This window comes from Corynebacterium freiburgense (genome assembly GCF_030408815.1).
Classification (GTDB): Bacteria; Actinomycetota; Actinomycetes; order Mycobacteriales; family Mycobacteriaceae; genus Corynebacterium; species Corynebacterium freiburgense.
In genome coordinates, this window is the sequence record NZ_CP047355.1 from 1,521,350 (window position 1) to 1,538,123 (window position 16,774).

Sequence of the window (16,774 nt, forward strand, 5' to 3'; positions counted from 1 at the left end):
CACAGCAAAGGAGGACTCCATGTTGAAAATTGGACAATTTTCATTGGTTTCAGGGCTTAGTATTAAAGCCCTTCGCTTTTACGATCAATGTGGGCTACTACCAGCCGAAATTGATCCACTCAATGGGTATCGGTGGTATTCACCTACGCAACTCGAATCAGCAGATCTTATTCGCGTACTGCGCGCAAGTGGCTTGTCTATTGAACAGACTCGAAATGCTCTTCAGCCAGCGGCTCGCCAAGAGATACTTGCCAAACACGAAAAGGAACTTCAACAACGTCGCGCTTTGGAAGATCGCGCTCTTGCCGTAGCCAAAACATGGGAAAAACCTAATTTTCAGGTGCAAACGCGCACGGTAGAACAACTCCACTGGGTAGCGTTTTCTACGGTTCTTGACCTCACCAACACTCCCGCTGAGCTTGAATCTCAGTGCAGTGTTTTGAATTCGTCACCAGATGCAGCTACCCAACGTTTGATTTGTGGTGAACCATGGCAGTGGTTTTCACCCCACTCCGATACCCGTATCCAAGCTCGAACCTGCTATCCGGTATCCGAACTTCCTAGCGAAACCACAATGCAATGCGGAACCTTACCGCGGCGTCGAGAAGCATTTGTAGTTACGGGTGTAGGAGACTATCCAGCTTTGGAGGATTTACCTGGTGGACCACTTCCCCACCCATGTAACTATTCGCTGGTTAAGTATTTAGACGAGCACGGCATTGAGCAAGAGGAATTCCATCACCGTTTAGTGAACAACGATCAAATGGAAGTCATTGCAATCATTGAGGAATATTCCTAAAACGCGAAAGGCGGTACACACCCATTACGGTATGTATATGTGCGCGTACCGCCCTTTGGGTTGCTTTATAGCTATACCGAAAAACCTAAGGCACGCAATTGCTCACGACCGTCCTCGGTAATCATATGCGGCCCCCATGGTGGCAACCAGACCCAGTTCAAGGTGAGTTTTGTGGCGGTTCCAGAACCAACGACCGCGCTGTGGGCTTGGTCTTCTAAAACATCGGTAAGTGGACATGCTGGTGACGTTAACGTCATATTGACCACAGCTTCAGTGCCGTTTTCAATCCAGATATCGTATACCAAACCCAGGTCTACAACATTAATGCCCAATTCTGGGTCGATAACGTCGCGTAAATACTCTTCTACATCGGATGCCAATGCAAGATCCGCATCACTCTGTTTGGGGCGGACTGGAATTTCTGGTTCCTGGGAGCTTTCCGAAATACGGTCAAGTTCTTCGGGCAAATCATGTTCGTTTGTCATTTTTTCTCCAATGCTTCAGCCGTGGCCGCTTGAAACGCTTTCCAACCTAGGAGGGCACACTTCACCCGTGCTGGGTATTGGGCTACACCAGAAAACGCAATACCGTCGCCGATAATATCCTCATCGCCTTGTTCTTTACCGCGACTGGTAATCATTTTTTCAAATTCAGCCAATTTTGCCATTGCCTCTGACACCGAGCAACCGACGATTTCTTCGGCCATTACCGATGTCGCCGCCTGACTAATAGAACAACCTTCCGCTTCATAGGACACATCTTCCACAGTGGTGCCATCTGTGGAAAGTCGAACACGAAGTGTAAGTTCATCCCCACACGAGGTGTTTACATGGTGAACTTCAGCATCATAGGGTTCACGCAACCCACGATGCTGTGGGTGACGGTAGTGGTCAAGAATTACTTCTTGATACATCTGCTCAAGTTTCACTTATACTCCAAAGAATTTTCGGGCTGCATGTATTGCAACAACAAGACGATCAATTTCTTCCTTGGTGTTATACAAATACACAGATGCCCGGGCAGTGGACTGCACTTTTAAACTCCGGTGAATCGGCCAGGCGCAATGATGTCCCACACGAATCGCCACACCATGTTCATCAAGTACTTGCCCTAGATCATGTGGATGAATCCCATCAACCACAAAACTCATTGCACTACCACGATCCTGCATATCAGTTGGACCCACAATACGTAATCCAGGCACCGTTTGAAGTTGCTCAAGACCATATTGAGTAAGCATGTGTTCATGCTGCGCAATGCGTTCCATACCAATCTCGGTGAGGAAATCAACCGCTGCCCCTAGGCCTACAACTTGACTAGTCATTTGGGTACCAGCTTCAAATCGTTGTGGCGGTGGTGCATAGGTTGCATGATCCATATGCACTAGCTCGATCATGGAACCACCAGTAAGAAATGGCGGCAGGGTTTGTAGGAGTTCGTTGCGTATATACGCCACACCCACGCCTGATGGACCCAACATTTTATGGCCAGAAAACGCGGCGAAATCTACCTGAAGTCTATGGAAATCCACTGGCATATGTGGCACGGATTGGCATGCATCCAGAACAGTTAATGCCCCGACACTTCGGGCACGCCGCACGATTTCCGCAACATCAGTAATAGCACCGGTTACATTCGATTGGTGGGTGACTGCAACAACTTTAACGGTGCTATCCAGTTCCAGGGAATCCAGGTCAATCCGCCCATCTTCGGTGGCGCGATACCACCGCAGATTCGCCCCAGTGCGCCGGCATAATTCTTGCCACGGAACCAGATTTGCGTGGTGTTCCAACTCTGTTACCACAACCGTGTCACCTTCGGAAACAATGCCAATGCGGTCATCGCCAAGCACATACGCAAAGAGGTTCAGTGATTCAGTTGCGTTTTTAGTAAATACAATTTCATCAGTATCTGCACCGACAAAAGCAGCGATATTCGCACGCGCATTTTCGTAAGCGTCCGTGGCTTCTTCTGCCAGGGAATACGCGCCGCGGTGCACTGGAGCAAATGTATTCAGTACAAAATTTTCTTCGGCGCGCCATACGCGCAATGGGCGTTGCGACGTCGCGCCTGAGTCAAGGTATGCCAATGGCATATCACCACGAACCAGGCGCGAAAGAATTGGAAACTCCGCGCGAATAGCTTCACTGCGAAGTGTTCCATCATTATGCACAAAATTGCTCATCACAGAAAGCGGTCGTATCCGTGCTCTTCGAGTTCATCGGCGAGTTCTGGACCACCGGAGGCAACGATCTTGCCATCCGCAAACACGTGAACAAAATCTGGTTTTACATGCTCCAGAATTCGCTTGTAGTGGGTAATCATTAAAATGCCACCGTTATGACGTTCTTTATATGCATTAATACCCTTGGAAACTACACGCAGCGCATCAACATCGAGGCCTGAATCAGTTTCATCAAGCACGGCAAATTTAGGATGAAGCAGACCAAGCTGAAGCACCTCATGGCGCTTTTTCTCGCCACCGGAGAAACCTTCATTCACACTACGTTCCGAAAACGCTTTATCGATTGCGAGTTCTTCTTGCGCCGCACGAACTTCTTTTACCCATTCACGTAGCTTTGGTGCCTCACCACGCACAGCAGTAGCAGCGGTGCGCAAGAAGTTCGACATTGAAACGCCAGGAACCTCAACTGGGTACTGCATTGCTAAAAACAGACCGGCACGTGCGCGCTCATCAACATCCATTTCAAGGATATTTTCACCGTCCAGGAGGACTTCACCACCGGTGACTTCGTACTTAGGATGGCCTGCCAGCGTATAAGAAAGAGTCGATTTACCAGAACCGTTTGGCCCCATAATCGCATGGGTTTCACCAGAATGAATCGTCAGATTCACACCTTTAAGAATTTCTTTTGGTTCTGCAGACTCATCGGAGGGACGAACCTGGGCAGAAAGATTGCGGATTTCCAGAGTGCTCATGAAGTTTTCCTTGTTTTAGAGTTCAATATTGTCCAGCTCAGCAGCGATGCGGCCTTCAAGCTCTTCGCGTACTGCAGGAACAGGGATTCGGTTAATAACCTCGGAGAAAAAGCCGCGCACGATAAGGCGGCGAGCTTGATCGCGGGTAATGCCACGGGATAGCAAGTAAAACACTTGTTCATCATCAAAACGGCCAACGGTAGCGGCGTGACCAGCACCCGTAATCTCACCGGTTTCGATTTCAAGGTTTGGAACCGCATCAGCCCGAGCACCTTCAGTAAGCACTAAGTTACGGTTCGCCTCATAGGTGTCAGTACCTTGCGCATTCGAGCGAATAAGTACATCACCAACCCAGGAAGTACGCGCATCTGGCAAATCACTCGTGGGATCGCCTTGCAATGCACCTTTATACAGCACATTCGAACGGCAATTAGGTACAGCGTGGTCTACCAAAAGACGCTGCTCAAAGAATTGTCCATCATCTGCGAAATACACACCGAGAAGCTCTGCATCCCCACCAGGGGCTGCAAACTTTACCTGTGGCACCAAACGAACAACGCCACCACCAAAGCACGCTACATTGTGGCGGAAAACTGAATCCCGGCCTAATAGCGCACGCTCACCAGCAAGATGCACTGCATCATTTTCCCAATCTTCATGGACTACCACGGTCAATCGGGCATTATCGCCTACCAAATATTCATGGTTATCGGCATGAGTCCCTGAACCAACAAAATGCAGGTTCACCATTGCTTCAGCATCTTGCTCAACCTCAATGACCAAGGCCCCAAAAGAGGTCACATCAAGACCTTTACCGGTAACAGTGATGGTTACAGGTTCAGTATTAACCGAGCCCTTAGCAAACTTCACTACATAGCCGCCCTCCATGGCTGACCATGCCTGCGCCGCAACACGGTCAACCGGCGCACCCGCCCGACCCAGGCGGGCGTCGTCACGCAACACTCGTTCTACAGAAACACCCTGAGCATTCGTGGGAACGTCGATTTGAACATCTGGAGTAACTGCTGGGGCGAAAGTACCGTCATGCAAGCCGCGCAAACGTCGCAATGGCACAAAACGCCAAACCTCATCGCGTCCTTTTGGAATATCAAAATCAGCGACATCAAATGAGGTGAAAAGGTCACCCTTGTTATTGTGGTAGGTCGCGTTTTTTACAGGGGCAGTCATCTAGCCCACCGATCCTTCCATCTGCAATTCGATCAGGCGGTTTAGTTCGAGTGCGTATTCCATAGGAAGCTCTTTGGCAATCGGCTCTACGAAACCGCGCACAATCATTGCCATTGCCTCATCCTCGGCGACACCACGGCTCATTAGATAGAACAACTGATCTTCCGAAACCTGAGAAACCGTAGCCTCATGACCAAGGGAAACATGATCATTGCGGATGTCATTATAAGGATAGGTATCCGAACGGGAAATATTATCTACAAGCAATGCATCACACTCAACATTCGAGGTTGAGTGATGCGCATTTGCATTAATCTGCACCAAGCCACGATATGCCGCGCGGCCACCGCCACGAGCAACAGACTTCGACACAATATTTGAAGAAGTATAAGGAGCAAGGTGCACCATTTTCGCACCAGTGTCCTGGAATTGGCCTTCACCAGCAAAAGCTACGGAAAGCACTTCGCCTTTCGCATGAGGTCCGGTCAACCATACCGCTGGGTACTTCATAGTGACCTTGGAACCAATATTGCCGTCCACCCATTCCATAGTTGCGCCTTCTTCGCACTTCGTGCGTTTGGTCACCAAGTTATACACATTGTTAGACCAGTTTTGAATGGTGGTATAGCGGCAACGGCCACCTTTTTTCACAATGATTTCTACAACTGCGGAGTGCAAAGAATCGGACTTATAGATCGGCGCAGTACAGCCCTCAACATAGTGCACATATGCGTCTTCATCGACAATAATCAGGGTGCGCTCAAACTGGCCCATATTTTCCGTATTAATGCGGAAATACGCCTGTAATGGGATATCCACATGGACACCCTTAGGTACATAAATAAACGACCCCCCGGACCATACGGCGGTATTAAGTGCGGAGAATTTATTATCACCAGCTGGGATAACGGTGCCAAAGTACTCACGGAATAGATCGGGGTGTTCCTTTAGCGCGGTATCGGTATCAAGGAAGATCACGCCTTTGGCTTCCAAATCTTCTCGGATCTGGTGATAGACCACTTCAGATTCATATTGTGCGGCTACACCAGCAACAAGGCGCTGCTTTTCCGCTTCTGGGATACCAAGTTTATCGTAGGTGTTTTTAATATCCTCTGGGAGTTCTTCCCAGGTGGTGGCTTGACGCTCTGTGGAGCGCACGAAGTATTTAATATTATCAAAATCAATGCCAGTAAGGTCTGCGCCCCATGTAGGCAATGGCTTCTTTTCAAAAATTTCGAGTGCCTTAAGACGCGTTTGCAGCATCCATTCTGGCTCATCCTTTTTTGCGGAAATATCGGCTACAACGTCTTTATTTAAGCCTCGTTTTGCGGCTGCACCTGCAGCATCTGAATCATGCCAGCCGTAGCTATAGGCACCGATGGATTCGATGATTTCTTCATCAGTACGTGGGGCGGTTTGATCAATCGCCTGCGTCATGTACCGCTCCTTTCATCAGGAGAATGTTGTATGGGGGTCAAAGGAATATTCGTGGTGCAAATACCGTGACCTCCAGGAATGGAAGCCAAAGGTTGCACATGTTGGCCCAGAAGTTCTGCAATCACTTGGCGTTCTGCTTCACACAATTCCGGGAAGGCGGATGCCACATGTGAAATTGGGCAGTGATGTTGACAGATCTGCACGCCACCGCCCGCACTATGTACGGTTGCGGCGTAACCATGAGCGGCAAATGCTTCCACAAGGGCTCGGGCTGTGGCCTCTATGGATTCTTCATTGACTTGAGCGGGGCTAATACCCTCGACAATGGCGGAAATGCGTTTGCGCGCAAACTCTCGAACTGCAGCGTCACCTCCGGTTTCCCTTAAGGCTTCCAAAGCTAAAGTTGCAAGAGCATCATAACCATGCCCGAATTGTGCACGGCCTTTATCAGTAAGTCGAAAGGCTTTTGCAGGCCTACCCCTACCTCGTTGTTGAATTCCACGAGCGGGAGCGATTTCTGCGAGACCTTCCTCCACTAAAATGTCCAGGTGTCTACGTACACCAGCGGCTGAAATGCCGAGCTGATCACCAAGGTCCGAAGCACTTTCCGGACCGCGCTCAAGCAGGGATAACATAATCTGCCGTCGAGTATCACCTTCAGTAGATCGGGTTGTTTCCACCACTTTGGGCACCTCCTTCAATAGTCATCATTCGCTTGGCTGATTCAGTATTTGACAACACTTATGTTCCCTAATTCATTCCAATGGTGCAAGTTGCCTTGCGTAGGATGTCTTATGTGTTTGGAATCTTTAAGGCACTTTTGGCGGAACTCCCCCGTCTCGGCACCGCTGGTTCCAGATCAGCGTCTCTGCATGAAGGGCAAGCACCGCAAGACGTTGAGTTTGCTCGTTCTCGCGTAATTACCGTGGCTAGCGGCATGGATCTGCTACCTGTGAGCCGTAAAGATTCACTGTCCTTTGCGGAAATCAGCCGGTTTGCCGCGCTTCGATGGTTAGGAACCGTAGGCACACTCATGCTTGGTTTGGGTGCCCTTGGCGCGGGTGCCCTCCCGGTAATCGATAACCCTTACACAGAGTTTCCCGGCGGCTCGATTATGGGACGGATGCTGCAAACTTCTTCAGTTGTGGTTTTGGTTGGTGTCGGATTTTTTGTTGTCGCATGGGTACTTATGGCGCCATTTGTGGGAATCGGCACTTCAAAAAGCGTTTCGGTTTCCATGCTAAGGCGAACATTTATAGCCTGGACCGCCCCACTATTGTTTACAGCACCATTATTTACCCAGGACATTTATTCGTATTTGGCGCAGGGTTCCATAGTGGTGCAAGGATTAGATCCATATTCGGCGGGGCCGGTAGATTTACTTAGCCCCGATAATGTGCTTGCTCGTTCTGTGCCCTATATTTGGTCGCATTCCCCATCCCCATATGGGCCGGTGGCTTTGGGTTTGGCGGCAGCAGTCAGTTGGTTAACGCAAGATTCCATTGTATGGGGGGTATTTGCCCATCGAGCATTATCCATTTTGGGTTTAACGGCAGTTGGCTGGTCTTTGGCAAAGCTCGCCCGCCGCTGTGACGTTAATGTTCAGGCCGCATTATGGCTAGGGTTGCTTAACCCATTGACGCTATTGCATTTGGTCGGCGGGATTCATAATGAAGCAATTATGCTCGGATTTACTATGGTCGGCCTGGAACTTGGCCTGCGTGCGGTGGATTGGATTTCCATTTTGGGATATTCCAGAAAAGCCACCGTCTTATTGGTGTCCAGTGGTGTGTGTATTTCCTGCGCGGGATTGGTAAAAGTAACAGGTTTTTTGGCATTAGGGTTTATTGGAATGGCCCTTGCTCGCGGCTTGCATTATCGGCGTTGGCCCGCAGTACGGGCAATTGCTACGGCCGTAGCAATTCAGTGTTTGGTGCTTTTTGCCACAATTATCGCGGTGACATTGGTTACCGGCATTGGGCTTGGTTGGGTGACCGGACAAGGTGGTGCCGCAAAAATCCGAAGCTGGATGTCTATCACTACTGATATTGGTGTTGCCAGCGGGTCATTGGGCATGTACCTGGGTCTTGGAGATCATACCGATGCGATTCTTTTGGTCACACGTGGCATTGGCATGGTGGTTGCGGCCAGTTTTATGGTCCGTATGCTTTTTGCTACGTTCCGCGGTACGATCCACCCGGTCGGTGGTTTAGGTGTTGCTACATTAGTGCTGGTCGTGCTGTTTCCAGTTGTGCATCCTTGGTATGTTTTGTGGGCAATTGTGCCATTGGCAGCTTGGGCAAACCGTAAATTATTTCGCACACCAGCAATGGTGTATTGCTCATTAATGAGCTTCTTTGTATTGCCACGAGGTTTAGCATTACAGCCAGGTACGGTCGTGTCTATTTATCTGACATCGTTGTTGTGTTTTGTGGCTGCATTAGCGGTATTGTGGCTGTTTCTTCGTCGCCGCGTACACTTGTAAGCCGTGACTAATCACTCCCTCGAGCTTATTGATGTGGTCAAAACTTTTGGCCCCAATGTTGCTGTTGATTCGCTTTCCTTGCGGGTTCCTCAGGCAAGTGTGTTCGCCCTATTAGGACCAAATGGTGCAGGCAAGACAACGACCATTGAAATGTGCGAGGGCTTTCAAAAACCTAACTCTGGTGTGATTCGCGTATTGGGGTTGGACCCCATTCGGGATCCTGTTGCAGTACGACGCCGCATTGGCATTATGTTGCAAGGAGGCGGGGCGTATCCGGGGATTCGGGTGCGGGAAATGCTGCAGCTTGTTGCTTCATATAGCAATAACCCAATGGATATAGATTGGTTACTTGATCTTGTTGGGTTACAACGTCATTTGCGGACCTCTTATCGCAGGCTTTCCGGTGGGCAGCAGCAACGTCTTTCCCTAGCTTGTGCTTTAGTTGGTCGCCCTGAACTGGTGTTTTTAGATGAACCAACCGCAGGCCTTGATGCACAATCGCGGCTAGCTGTTTGGGAGTTGATTCGTTGTTTACGGCGTGATGGTGTCACTGTTGTCCTCACCACACATGTTATGGATGAGGCCGAGGCTCTTGCCGATCAAGTCATGATTATTGACAAAGGTAAAACAGTAGCCTGTGGCACCCCTATGGAGTTGACTTCGCAGGTGGGGCGGTCGTCGATAATGATCGAAACAACCTCAGACTTTGATATTGCGCTTGTTGAAGCCGCACTCGCTCCCTTCGGCGTAACACTGCAGGTTGTGCGCCCGCTTTCCTACCGCATCGATGCCACCCCTACGCCTGAACTCATGCACACACTGACTCACACTGCCTTAGAACAAAACATTCTTATTCATTCTCTTGATGTGGATCGACGCAGTTTAGAGGATGTATTTTTGGATATTACCGGCCGTGAAATGAGGACATAACTAATGAACTTCCCGAATGGAATGTTTGCCCCCGATACCGGCCGGGCCCCAATGCGAAAAATGATTCTTTCGCAGGCTCGTATCGAATCATTATTGTTTTTACGCCATGGCGAGCAACAACTTTTAAGTTTGGTTATTCCATTGACCATGCTGATTGCACTATCCTTGGTTCCCCTTATTGATAATGCGGTAACAAAAGTATTTCCGCTTACTTTGGCAATTGCAACAATGAGTGCAGGGTTTACTGGACAGGCAATCGGGGTGGCCTTTGACCGACGATATGGGGCACTGAAGCGAATCGGCGCATCCGGAGTCCCCCCATGGACGATTATTTGGGGCAAAATAATTGCCGTTCTCGCCGTAGTAATACTACAAACCGTGCTGCTTACCATTACCGCCATTTTGCTCGGTTGGTCCATGCCTGCCACTGGACTGATTCCAGCCGCAATTACATTATTTTTTGGTGTTGCAGCATTCGCATCACTAGGCCTTCTATGCGGCGGAACACTTGGTTCAGAACTCGTGCTTGCCTTGGCTAATCTAATTTGGTTTATCCTGCTAGGAACCGCCAGCTATATTATGCTTCGCGGAGGCAGCGGCTTGGAGTGGGTGCCTTCTGTAGCCTTAGCTCAAGGACTTTCACAATCATTTGCTGGTCAATTCCCCACCCTTGAACTTGGGGTGCTTTTTGTCTGGTTACTCGTGGGAGCGTTAGGCGCATCGCGTTTCTTCCGCTTTACCGCCTAAACTATCCGTTGTGAGTACACCGAAGCCTCCTATGTTTCCACGTCTTCGGACGCAGTGGATCCTAGCGTTATTACTGCTTATCGCCCAAGCCGGAATTACCGTAACCGGATCAATTGTTCGAGTAACCGGTTCAGGCCTGGGATGCCCAACATGGCCTACATGCCATGAGGGCTCACTGGTTCCAGTTGCTGGTGCAGCACCGTGGATTCACCAAGCAATTGAATTTGGTAATAGGCTTTTAACGTTTGTGCTGGTTGCATTGGCTCTTGCGGTCTTTTCCTCAGTGTGGATGGCACAACGGCGCAAAGAAATTATTATCCATGCCTTTGCCCAGGGAATTGGAATTATTATTCAAGCAATTATCGGCGGCATATCAGTGCTTTTAGATCTGCAATGGTGGGCAGTTGCATTGCACTTTTTGCCATCGATGATTTTGGTATGGCTTGCGGCAATTTTATTAGTGCGGATTCAAGAACCCGATGAGGGTGTAATCGTGCAGGTATATCCCGAACCACTGAAATGGCTAGCGGCCGGTTCTGGTGCCACATTGGCAATCGTGCTTGCTACAGGAACAATGGTTACCGGCGCTGGACCACACTCCGGCGATGAAGGTATTGGTATGCAGGGCCGTTTGCAAGTTGATATCGCAGAAATAGCACATTTGCACGCCCACTCGATGTATTTGTATTTAGGCCTTACATTTGGCCTTGTGGTTGCATTGCTAACCGTACAAGCGAGCATTAAAGCTCGGAAACTAGGGTGGATTCTTATTGGTTTTATCGTGTTACAAGCTGCCATAGGAATTATCCAATACAACTGGGGTGTGCCCCGTTGGACTGTGCCTGTCCATGTTGGTCTTTCCGGTGTTGTATGTGCATTTACCGGCATGTTGTACGCACAACATCAAACGCGTACACAGGTGGAAACCTTAACCGGTTCTGCCAATGGTGACGCAAAAATTGCGGCGGCAACCCGCTAATACCAATTACCATGGGCAAGTATGCAAGCAATTCAAATTGCCCAAACTGGCGGCCCAGAAGTTCTTCAACTTGTAGATATTGATCCTCCTGCACCAACTCATAATGAGTTATTGGTTGAGGTCAATGTCGCAGGCGTAAATTTTATTGATACGTACTATCGAGAAGGCATTTATCACGCAGCTACTCCGTTTATTCCAGGCTTAGAGGGTACCGGCAGAATCCTTTTCGATCCTCAGGATGAATTTTCCCCAGGTACGCTCGTAGCCTGGTGTGATGGCTTCGGCTCATATGCCGAACAAGTATGTGTTCCCAGGGATCGTATTGTTGCCGTACCTCAGGGCATTAACCCGCATGAGGCGGCATCAATGCTACTGCAGGGCATTACCGCTCACTATCTCACCGATGGCGTGGCAGAGCTCGGCGCCGGTGATACATGCCTGATTACCGCTGGCGCCGGCGGTGTTGGACTTATGGCAACACAAATGGCTTCCGCCAAGGGCGCGCGCGTATACAGCGTGGTCTCTTCTGATGAAAAAGAGGCTGCAGCGCGGGCCGCAGGCGCCTATGAAGTGTTTCGGTATTCCGATAACCTTGCCGAACAAGTCCGTCGGTTTAATGGCGGCATTGGGGTTGATGTTGTGTATGACGGGGTGGGCAAAGCAACGTTTATGGAATCACTCGAAGCCGTTCGCCCTCGCGGAATCGTATGTTTGTTCGGCGCAGCTTCGGGTCCTGTAGAACCGTTCGACCCCCAACTTTTGAATACCCACGGCTCTATTTTCCTTACCCGCCCATCTATCGGCGCATGGACTTCCCAAGAAGGCGAATTTGCAAAGCGCGCCCAGGCAGTAACACAAGCTGTTGTTGACGGCACGCTGAATATCACCATTGGCGGCGTGTATTCGCTTGCCGACGCCGCACAAGCCCACCGCGACCTGGAAGCTCGCCGCACCATGGGCTCAATCGTATTAGAGATTTAAAGCAGCTCCATAATCGTTTGCAGCCCGAGCACGGCATCTACGGACAGGGCTACAAACACCACTGAAAGGTAGTTATTGGATAGGAAGAACAGTCGCATTGGTTTTACTTCTGCACCGTTTTTCACCGCAATATGAAGATGAATTGCCGCTGCTAAAAACCAAATACCAGCAGCTGTTGCGGTTACCGCATATACCCAACCAGCAGCTGGTACCAAAGCCAATGTAGTTGCTACGGTAGCCACCGTGTACCACACGATTTGGGCAGTTACCTGCGCAGGTTTACGCACCACAGGCATCATTGGCACACCTGCAGCCTCGTAGTCTTCCCGATAGCGCATGGCCAATGCCCATGTATGTGGCGGAGTCCAAAAGAAAATCACTAAGAACAACACAATGGCCTGCCACCAATGTGATGGCACATCCGCATTATCGGTAATAACAGCCCAACCGACCATCACTGGCATACATCCAGCAGCGCCGCCCCACACAACATTTTGTGGCGTGCTTCGCTTTAACCATTTTGTGTATACAAAAATATAAAAAGCGATGGTTATCATTACAAACATGGCCGCCAGCAATGAGTGGCATAGCAACCACAGCCATAAAAAGCTCACAACGGTCAAAATCCAAGCAAACACCGTGGCTTGTCCATCTGACACCGTTTTTTTCGCCAACGGCCTGCGCTCAGTGCGCTTCATTACTTTATCAATATCGGAATCCGCAACCATATTGAATGTATTTGCGGCGGCGGCGCCCATCCAACCACCAATAAGGGTTAATAGGATCAAACCAATATGGTTTTCACCGCGATCGGCCTGAAGCATCGCTGGAATCGTGGCCACCAATAGTAATTCGATGACCCTTGGTTTCGTCAGCGCGATGTAGGCCTTGATCGTCTCCAAGGGATTATCCTCCAGCACAGATTTCATTTAAGGGAATACGTATTAAGAATACGCAACTGACTTATGGTATCCCCCTAGAGGTAGATCGCCCAATCCGGCACCAATTGACTTGGCCCGTTAGAATTGTGATCGACCGACGGTGCCCCCGTGGCAACGTATCGAACAGATTATTTATCCAACGCAAGGATGACCATCGTGACTTTGTCGCCCGAACTCCAAGCTTTAACCACCCGCTCCTACCCCGCCGATTGGGAGGACTTGGACACGCTCGCTGTTGATACCGCCCGCATCCTCGCCGCAGACGCCGTGCAAAAATGCGGATCGGGCCACCCGGGAACCGCGATGAGCCTCGCGCCTTTGGCCTACACGCTGTTCCAACGGGTTATGAATATCGACCCGAAGGACCCACACTGGGTTGGACGTGACCGCTTTGTTTTGTCCTGTGGCCACTCGTCATTGACGCAGTATATTCAGCTGTTCTATGCAGGTTTTGGTCTGGAAATGGAAGACCTTCAAACGCTTCGCACCTGGGGTGCAAAAACCCCAGGCCACCCTGAATACGGCCATACCGACGGCGTGGAAATCACAACCGGACCACTCGGCCAAGGTCTTGCCTCCGCAGTGGGCATGGCAATGGCAGCCCGTAAAGAACGCGGCCTGTTTGACCCAGCCGCACCTGCTGGCGAATCCCCATTCGACCACTACGTATATGTGATTTGCTCTGATGGTGATGTACAAGAAGGTGTTACTGCAGAAGCCTGTTCATTGGCCGGAACCCAACAGCTGGGCAATCTCATTGTGTTCTGGGATGACAACCGTATTTCCATCGAAGAGGACACAGGCATCGCCTTTACCGAAGATGTTTGCGCACGCTATCGCGCCTATGATTGGCAAGTCCTGGAGATTGACGGCGGCGAAAACATTGCCGCATTTGAGGAGGCAGTAGCAGCTGCAAAAGCCGACCCACGCCCAACGTTTATTCGAGTGCGCACCATTATTGGCTACCCAGCTCCAACAATGATGAACACAGGTAGCGTTCACGGTGCAGCCCTTGGTGAAAAAGAAGTTGCAGCCACAAAAGAAGAACTTGGCTTCGACCCCAATATTGATTTTCCAATGAGTGATGAGCTCCTTGCACACACTCGAAAAGCAGTCGAGCGAGGCGCTGAAAAGCACGCTGCATGGCAAGAAAAGTTTGATGCTTGGGCAGCGAAGCACCCAGAACAATACGAACTATTCCAGCGCATTCATGCCCGCGCACTGCCAGAAAACTATGCAGATGGTCTCCCACAATGGGACGCTGGTGATTCTGTAGCTACCCGTAAAGCATCTGAGGCCACTTTGCAGGCATTAGGTGCGGTCCTACCAGAACTTTGGGGTGGTTCCGCAGACCTGGCAGGTTCCAACAATACGGTAATTAAGGCTGATCCTTCATTCGGGCCAAAAGAAATCACCACAGATACCTGGACTGCAGAACCATATGGCCGCAATGTCCACTTTGGTATCCGCGAGCATGCAATGGCCGCGATTCTCAATGGTATTTCCTTGCATGGTGGCACCCGACCATATGGCGGAACCTTCCTGATTTTCTCGGATTATATGCGCCCTGCTGTTCGCTTGGCGGCACTTATGGGCACAGATGCTTACTATGTGTGGACCCATGACTCCATTGGACTTGGCGAAGACGGCCCCACCCACCAACCTGTAGAGCAATTGGCATCATTACGAGCCATTCCGAATATGGCCATGCTGCGTCCCGCTGATGCCAATGAAACTGCTGCTGCATGGAAGGCTGCCCTGGAGCACAAAGCCGGTCCAAAAGGTTTGGCACTAACCCGCCAAAATGTTCCCGTTTTGGAAGGCACAAAAGAAAAGGCAGACGAAGGCGTTGCACGCGGCGGATACGTACTTGTTGAAGGATCCACAAACCCTGATATTATTTTAATGGGTACCGGTTCTGAGGTTCAGCTAGCTGTAGCAGCAGCCGAACGCCTCGCCAAAGAAGGTATTAATGCTCGAGTTGTGTCCATGCCCTGCATGGATTGGTTCTTACAACAAGACCAGGAATATATTGAGTCGGTTTTGCCTTCTAAGGTACAGGCGCGTGTATCCGTTGAAGCGGGTATTGCAATGCCTTGGTATCAATTGCTGGGTAGCGCAGGTCGCCCAGTTTCCCTGGAGCATTTTGGCGCTTCGGCACCATACCAAAAGCTCTATGACGAATTTGGTATTACGGTGGATGCTGTTGTTGCTGCCGCACGAGATTCCCTCGCTGCGGTATAACCTCCCACATAAGAAGGGCTAAACATATGAATCACCTTGAACAATTGCGAGAGATTGGCACTTCTTGCTGGCTAGATGATCTTTCTCGCGAGCGCCTCGACTCCGGCAATTTGGAGGAGGTGATTCGTACCAAAGCCGTAGTTGGCGTGACAACGAACCCAGCGATTTTTGCCGCCGCCATGACAAAAGGCACCGCCTATGACGCACAAATTGCACAGCTGAAAGCTGAAGGGGCAAAAGCAGAGCGCGCTGTGTACGCTATGGCTATTGATGATGTTCAGCGAGCTTGCGACGCATTTATGGATATCTACAATGCCACCGATGGTAAAGATGGTCGGGTCTCCATTGAAGTTGACCCCCGCTTTGCGTTCGACCGTACCGCCACTGTTGAGCAGGCACAGGAACTGTGGAAGCGTGTGGATCGTCCGAATGTAATGATTAAGATTCCGGCAACCACCGAATCCCTGCCAGCTATTACCGATGTCCTGGCAGAAGGTATTAGCGTCAATGTCACACTGATCTTCTCTACTGCACGGTACCGCGAGGTTGTCTCCGCATACCGGGAAGGTATGGCCCGCGCAGCGGAAAACGGATTGGACACTTCAAAGATCCATTCGGTTGCTTCGTTCTTTGTATCGCGCCTTGATTCTGAAGTTGATGCTCGGCTTGAAGCTATTGGCACCCCAGAAGCATTGGCATTGCGCGGAAAGGCAGGTGTAGCTAATGCACAACTTGCCTACGCAGCATTCCAAGAATTGTTCGAAGATGACATGGACCATGTGCAGCGTCCACTCTGGGCTTCCACCGGTGTAAAAAACCCAGATTATCCTGCAACATTGTATGTTACGGAGCTTGCTGGTCCGCACACTGTAAACACCATGCCAGAGGCAACTATCGACGCCGTGTTGGCCCAAGGTGGCCTCCATGGTGACACGCTCACCGGCGCTGGAGAACAAGCCCAAGAGGTACTTGCTGCACTCGACACCATTGGTGTTGATCTCGCCGATGTTTTCGCGGTGCTTGAGCAAGAGGGCGTCGATAAGTTTATTGCAAGCTGGACAGACCTCCTCGATTCCATTAGCGAACGCCTCGCCAACTAATCA

The 16,774-nt window shown here is 50.3% G+C and carries 16 protein-coding genes; 8 read left to right on the forward strand and 8 right to left on the reverse strand.

The annotated features are described in order from the left end of the window. Positions 1-19 precede the first annotated feature (19 nt). Complete coding sequence (locus CFREI_RS06860) at positions 20-799, forward strand: MerR family transcriptional regulator (protein ID WP_051255862.1); 780 nt, start codon at positions 20-22, stop codon at positions 797-799. Positions 800-870: 71 nt separating this feature from the next. Here the strand turns inward: CFREI_RS06860 and CFREI_RS06865 are convergent, their stop codons facing one another. The 7 genes from CFREI_RS06865 to CFREI_RS06895 are packed head-to-tail and all read right to left on the reverse strand — an operon-like array spanning position 871 to position 6,999. Further along, positions 871-1,284 (reverse strand): metal-sulfur cluster assembly factor, encoded by a 414-nt coding sequence (locus CFREI_RS06865; protein WP_027012318.1) that lies wholly within the window; start codon positions 1,282-1,284, stop codon positions 871-873. Next, positions 1,281-1,727: a Fe-S cluster assembly sulfur transfer protein SufU gene (gene sufU, locus CFREI_RS06870; protein ID WP_027012317.1), complete on the reverse strand. Its 447-nt coding sequence runs from the start codon at positions 1,725-1,727 to the stop codon at positions 1,281-1,283. Before sufU ends, CFREI_RS06865 begins: the two co-directional genes overlap by 4 nt. Then, entirely contained in the window at positions 1,728-2,984 is a 1,257-nt protein-coding gene (locus CFREI_RS06875) for a cysteine desulfurase (RefSeq protein WP_027012316.1), read from the reverse strand. Continuing rightward, positions 2,984-3,739, reverse strand: a complete 756-nt coding sequence (gene sufC, locus CFREI_RS06880) for a Fe-S cluster assembly ATPase SufC (RefSeq protein WP_027012315.1) — start codon at positions 3,737-3,739, stop codon at positions 2,984-2,986. Before sufC ends, CFREI_RS06875 begins: the two co-directional genes overlap by 1 nt. A 15-nt stretch (positions 3,740-3,754) precedes the next feature. Further along, positions 3,755-4,927: a Fe-S cluster assembly protein SufD gene (sufD, locus tag CFREI_RS06885; protein ID WP_027012314.1), complete on the reverse strand. Its 1,173-nt coding sequence runs from the start codon at positions 4,925-4,927 to the stop codon at positions 3,755-3,757. Continuing rightward, a complete protein-coding gene (sufB, locus tag CFREI_RS06890) occupies positions 4,928-6,364 on the reverse strand; it encodes a Fe-S cluster assembly protein SufB (protein WP_027012313.1) in 1,437 nt (478 codons plus the stop codon). Then, entirely contained in the window at positions 6,361-6,999 is a 639-nt protein-coding gene (locus CFREI_RS06895) for a helix-turn-helix transcriptional regulator (protein WP_084170719.1), read from the reverse strand. The genes sufB and CFREI_RS06895 overlap by 4 nt, the downstream gene beginning before the upstream one ends. A gap of 152 nt (positions 7,000-7,151) precedes the next feature. Between CFREI_RS06895 and mptB the strand changes: the two genes are divergently transcribed. From mptB to CFREI_RS06920, 5 genes are read left to right on the forward strand one after another with little or no spacing between them, the layout of a single operon-like run. Further along, positions 7,152-8,849 carry a polyprenol phosphomannose-dependent alpha 1,6 mannosyltransferase MptB gene (gene mptB, locus CFREI_RS06900; RefSeq protein ID WP_051255860.1) on the forward strand — a complete coding sequence of 566 codons (1,698 nt, stop codon included), beginning with the start codon at positions 7,152-7,154 and terminating at the stop codon, positions 8,847-8,849. Positions 8,850-8,852: 3 nt separating this feature from the next. Then, entirely contained in the window at positions 8,853-9,779 is a 927-nt protein-coding gene (locus tag CFREI_RS06905) for an ABC transporter ATP-binding protein (RefSeq protein WP_027012310.1), read from the forward strand. Positions 9,780-9,782: 3 nt separating this feature from the next. Further along, positions 9,783-10,526 (forward strand): ABC transporter permease, encoded by a 744-nt coding sequence (locus CFREI_RS06910; RefSeq protein WP_027012309.1) that lies wholly within the window; start codon positions 9,783-9,785, stop codon positions 10,524-10,526. Positions 10,527-10,557: 31 nt separating this feature from the next. Next, positions 10,558-11,505 (forward strand): COX15/CtaA family protein, encoded by a 948-nt coding sequence (locus tag CFREI_RS06915; RefSeq protein ID WP_051255859.1) that lies wholly within the window; start codon positions 10,558-10,560, stop codon positions 11,503-11,505. 21 nt (positions 11,506-11,526) lie between these two features. After that, positions 11,527-12,486: a quinone oxidoreductase family protein gene (locus CFREI_RS06920; RefSeq protein ID WP_027012307.1), complete on the forward strand. Its 960-nt coding sequence runs from the start codon at positions 11,527-11,529 to the stop codon at positions 12,484-12,486. On the opposite strand, the gene CFREI_RS06925 is transcribed toward CFREI_RS06920, so the two are convergent. Further along, a complete protein-coding gene (locus tag CFREI_RS06925) occupies positions 12,483-13,388 on the reverse strand; it encodes a heme o synthase (RefSeq protein WP_035111881.1) in 906 nt (301 codons plus the stop codon). The two genes, CFREI_RS06920 and CFREI_RS06925, sit on opposite strands and share 4 nt — an antisense overlap. A gap of 195 nt (positions 13,389-13,583) precedes the next feature. Here CFREI_RS06925 and tkt point away from each other — a divergent pair, with 195 nt between their 5' ends. Both tkt and tal read left to right on the forward strand, forming a co-directional pair. Next, positions 13,584-15,671 (forward strand): transketolase, encoded by a 2,088-nt coding sequence (gene tkt, locus CFREI_RS06930; protein ID WP_027012305.1) that lies wholly within the window; start codon positions 13,584-13,586, stop codon positions 15,669-15,671. Between the two features lie 26 nt (positions 15,672-15,697). Beyond that, positions 15,698-16,771, forward strand: coding sequence for a transaldolase (tal, locus tag CFREI_RS06935; RefSeq protein ID WP_027012304.1), 1,074 nt, complete (start codon positions 15,698-15,700; stop codon positions 16,769-16,771). Positions 16,772-16,774 lie beyond the last annotated feature (3 nt).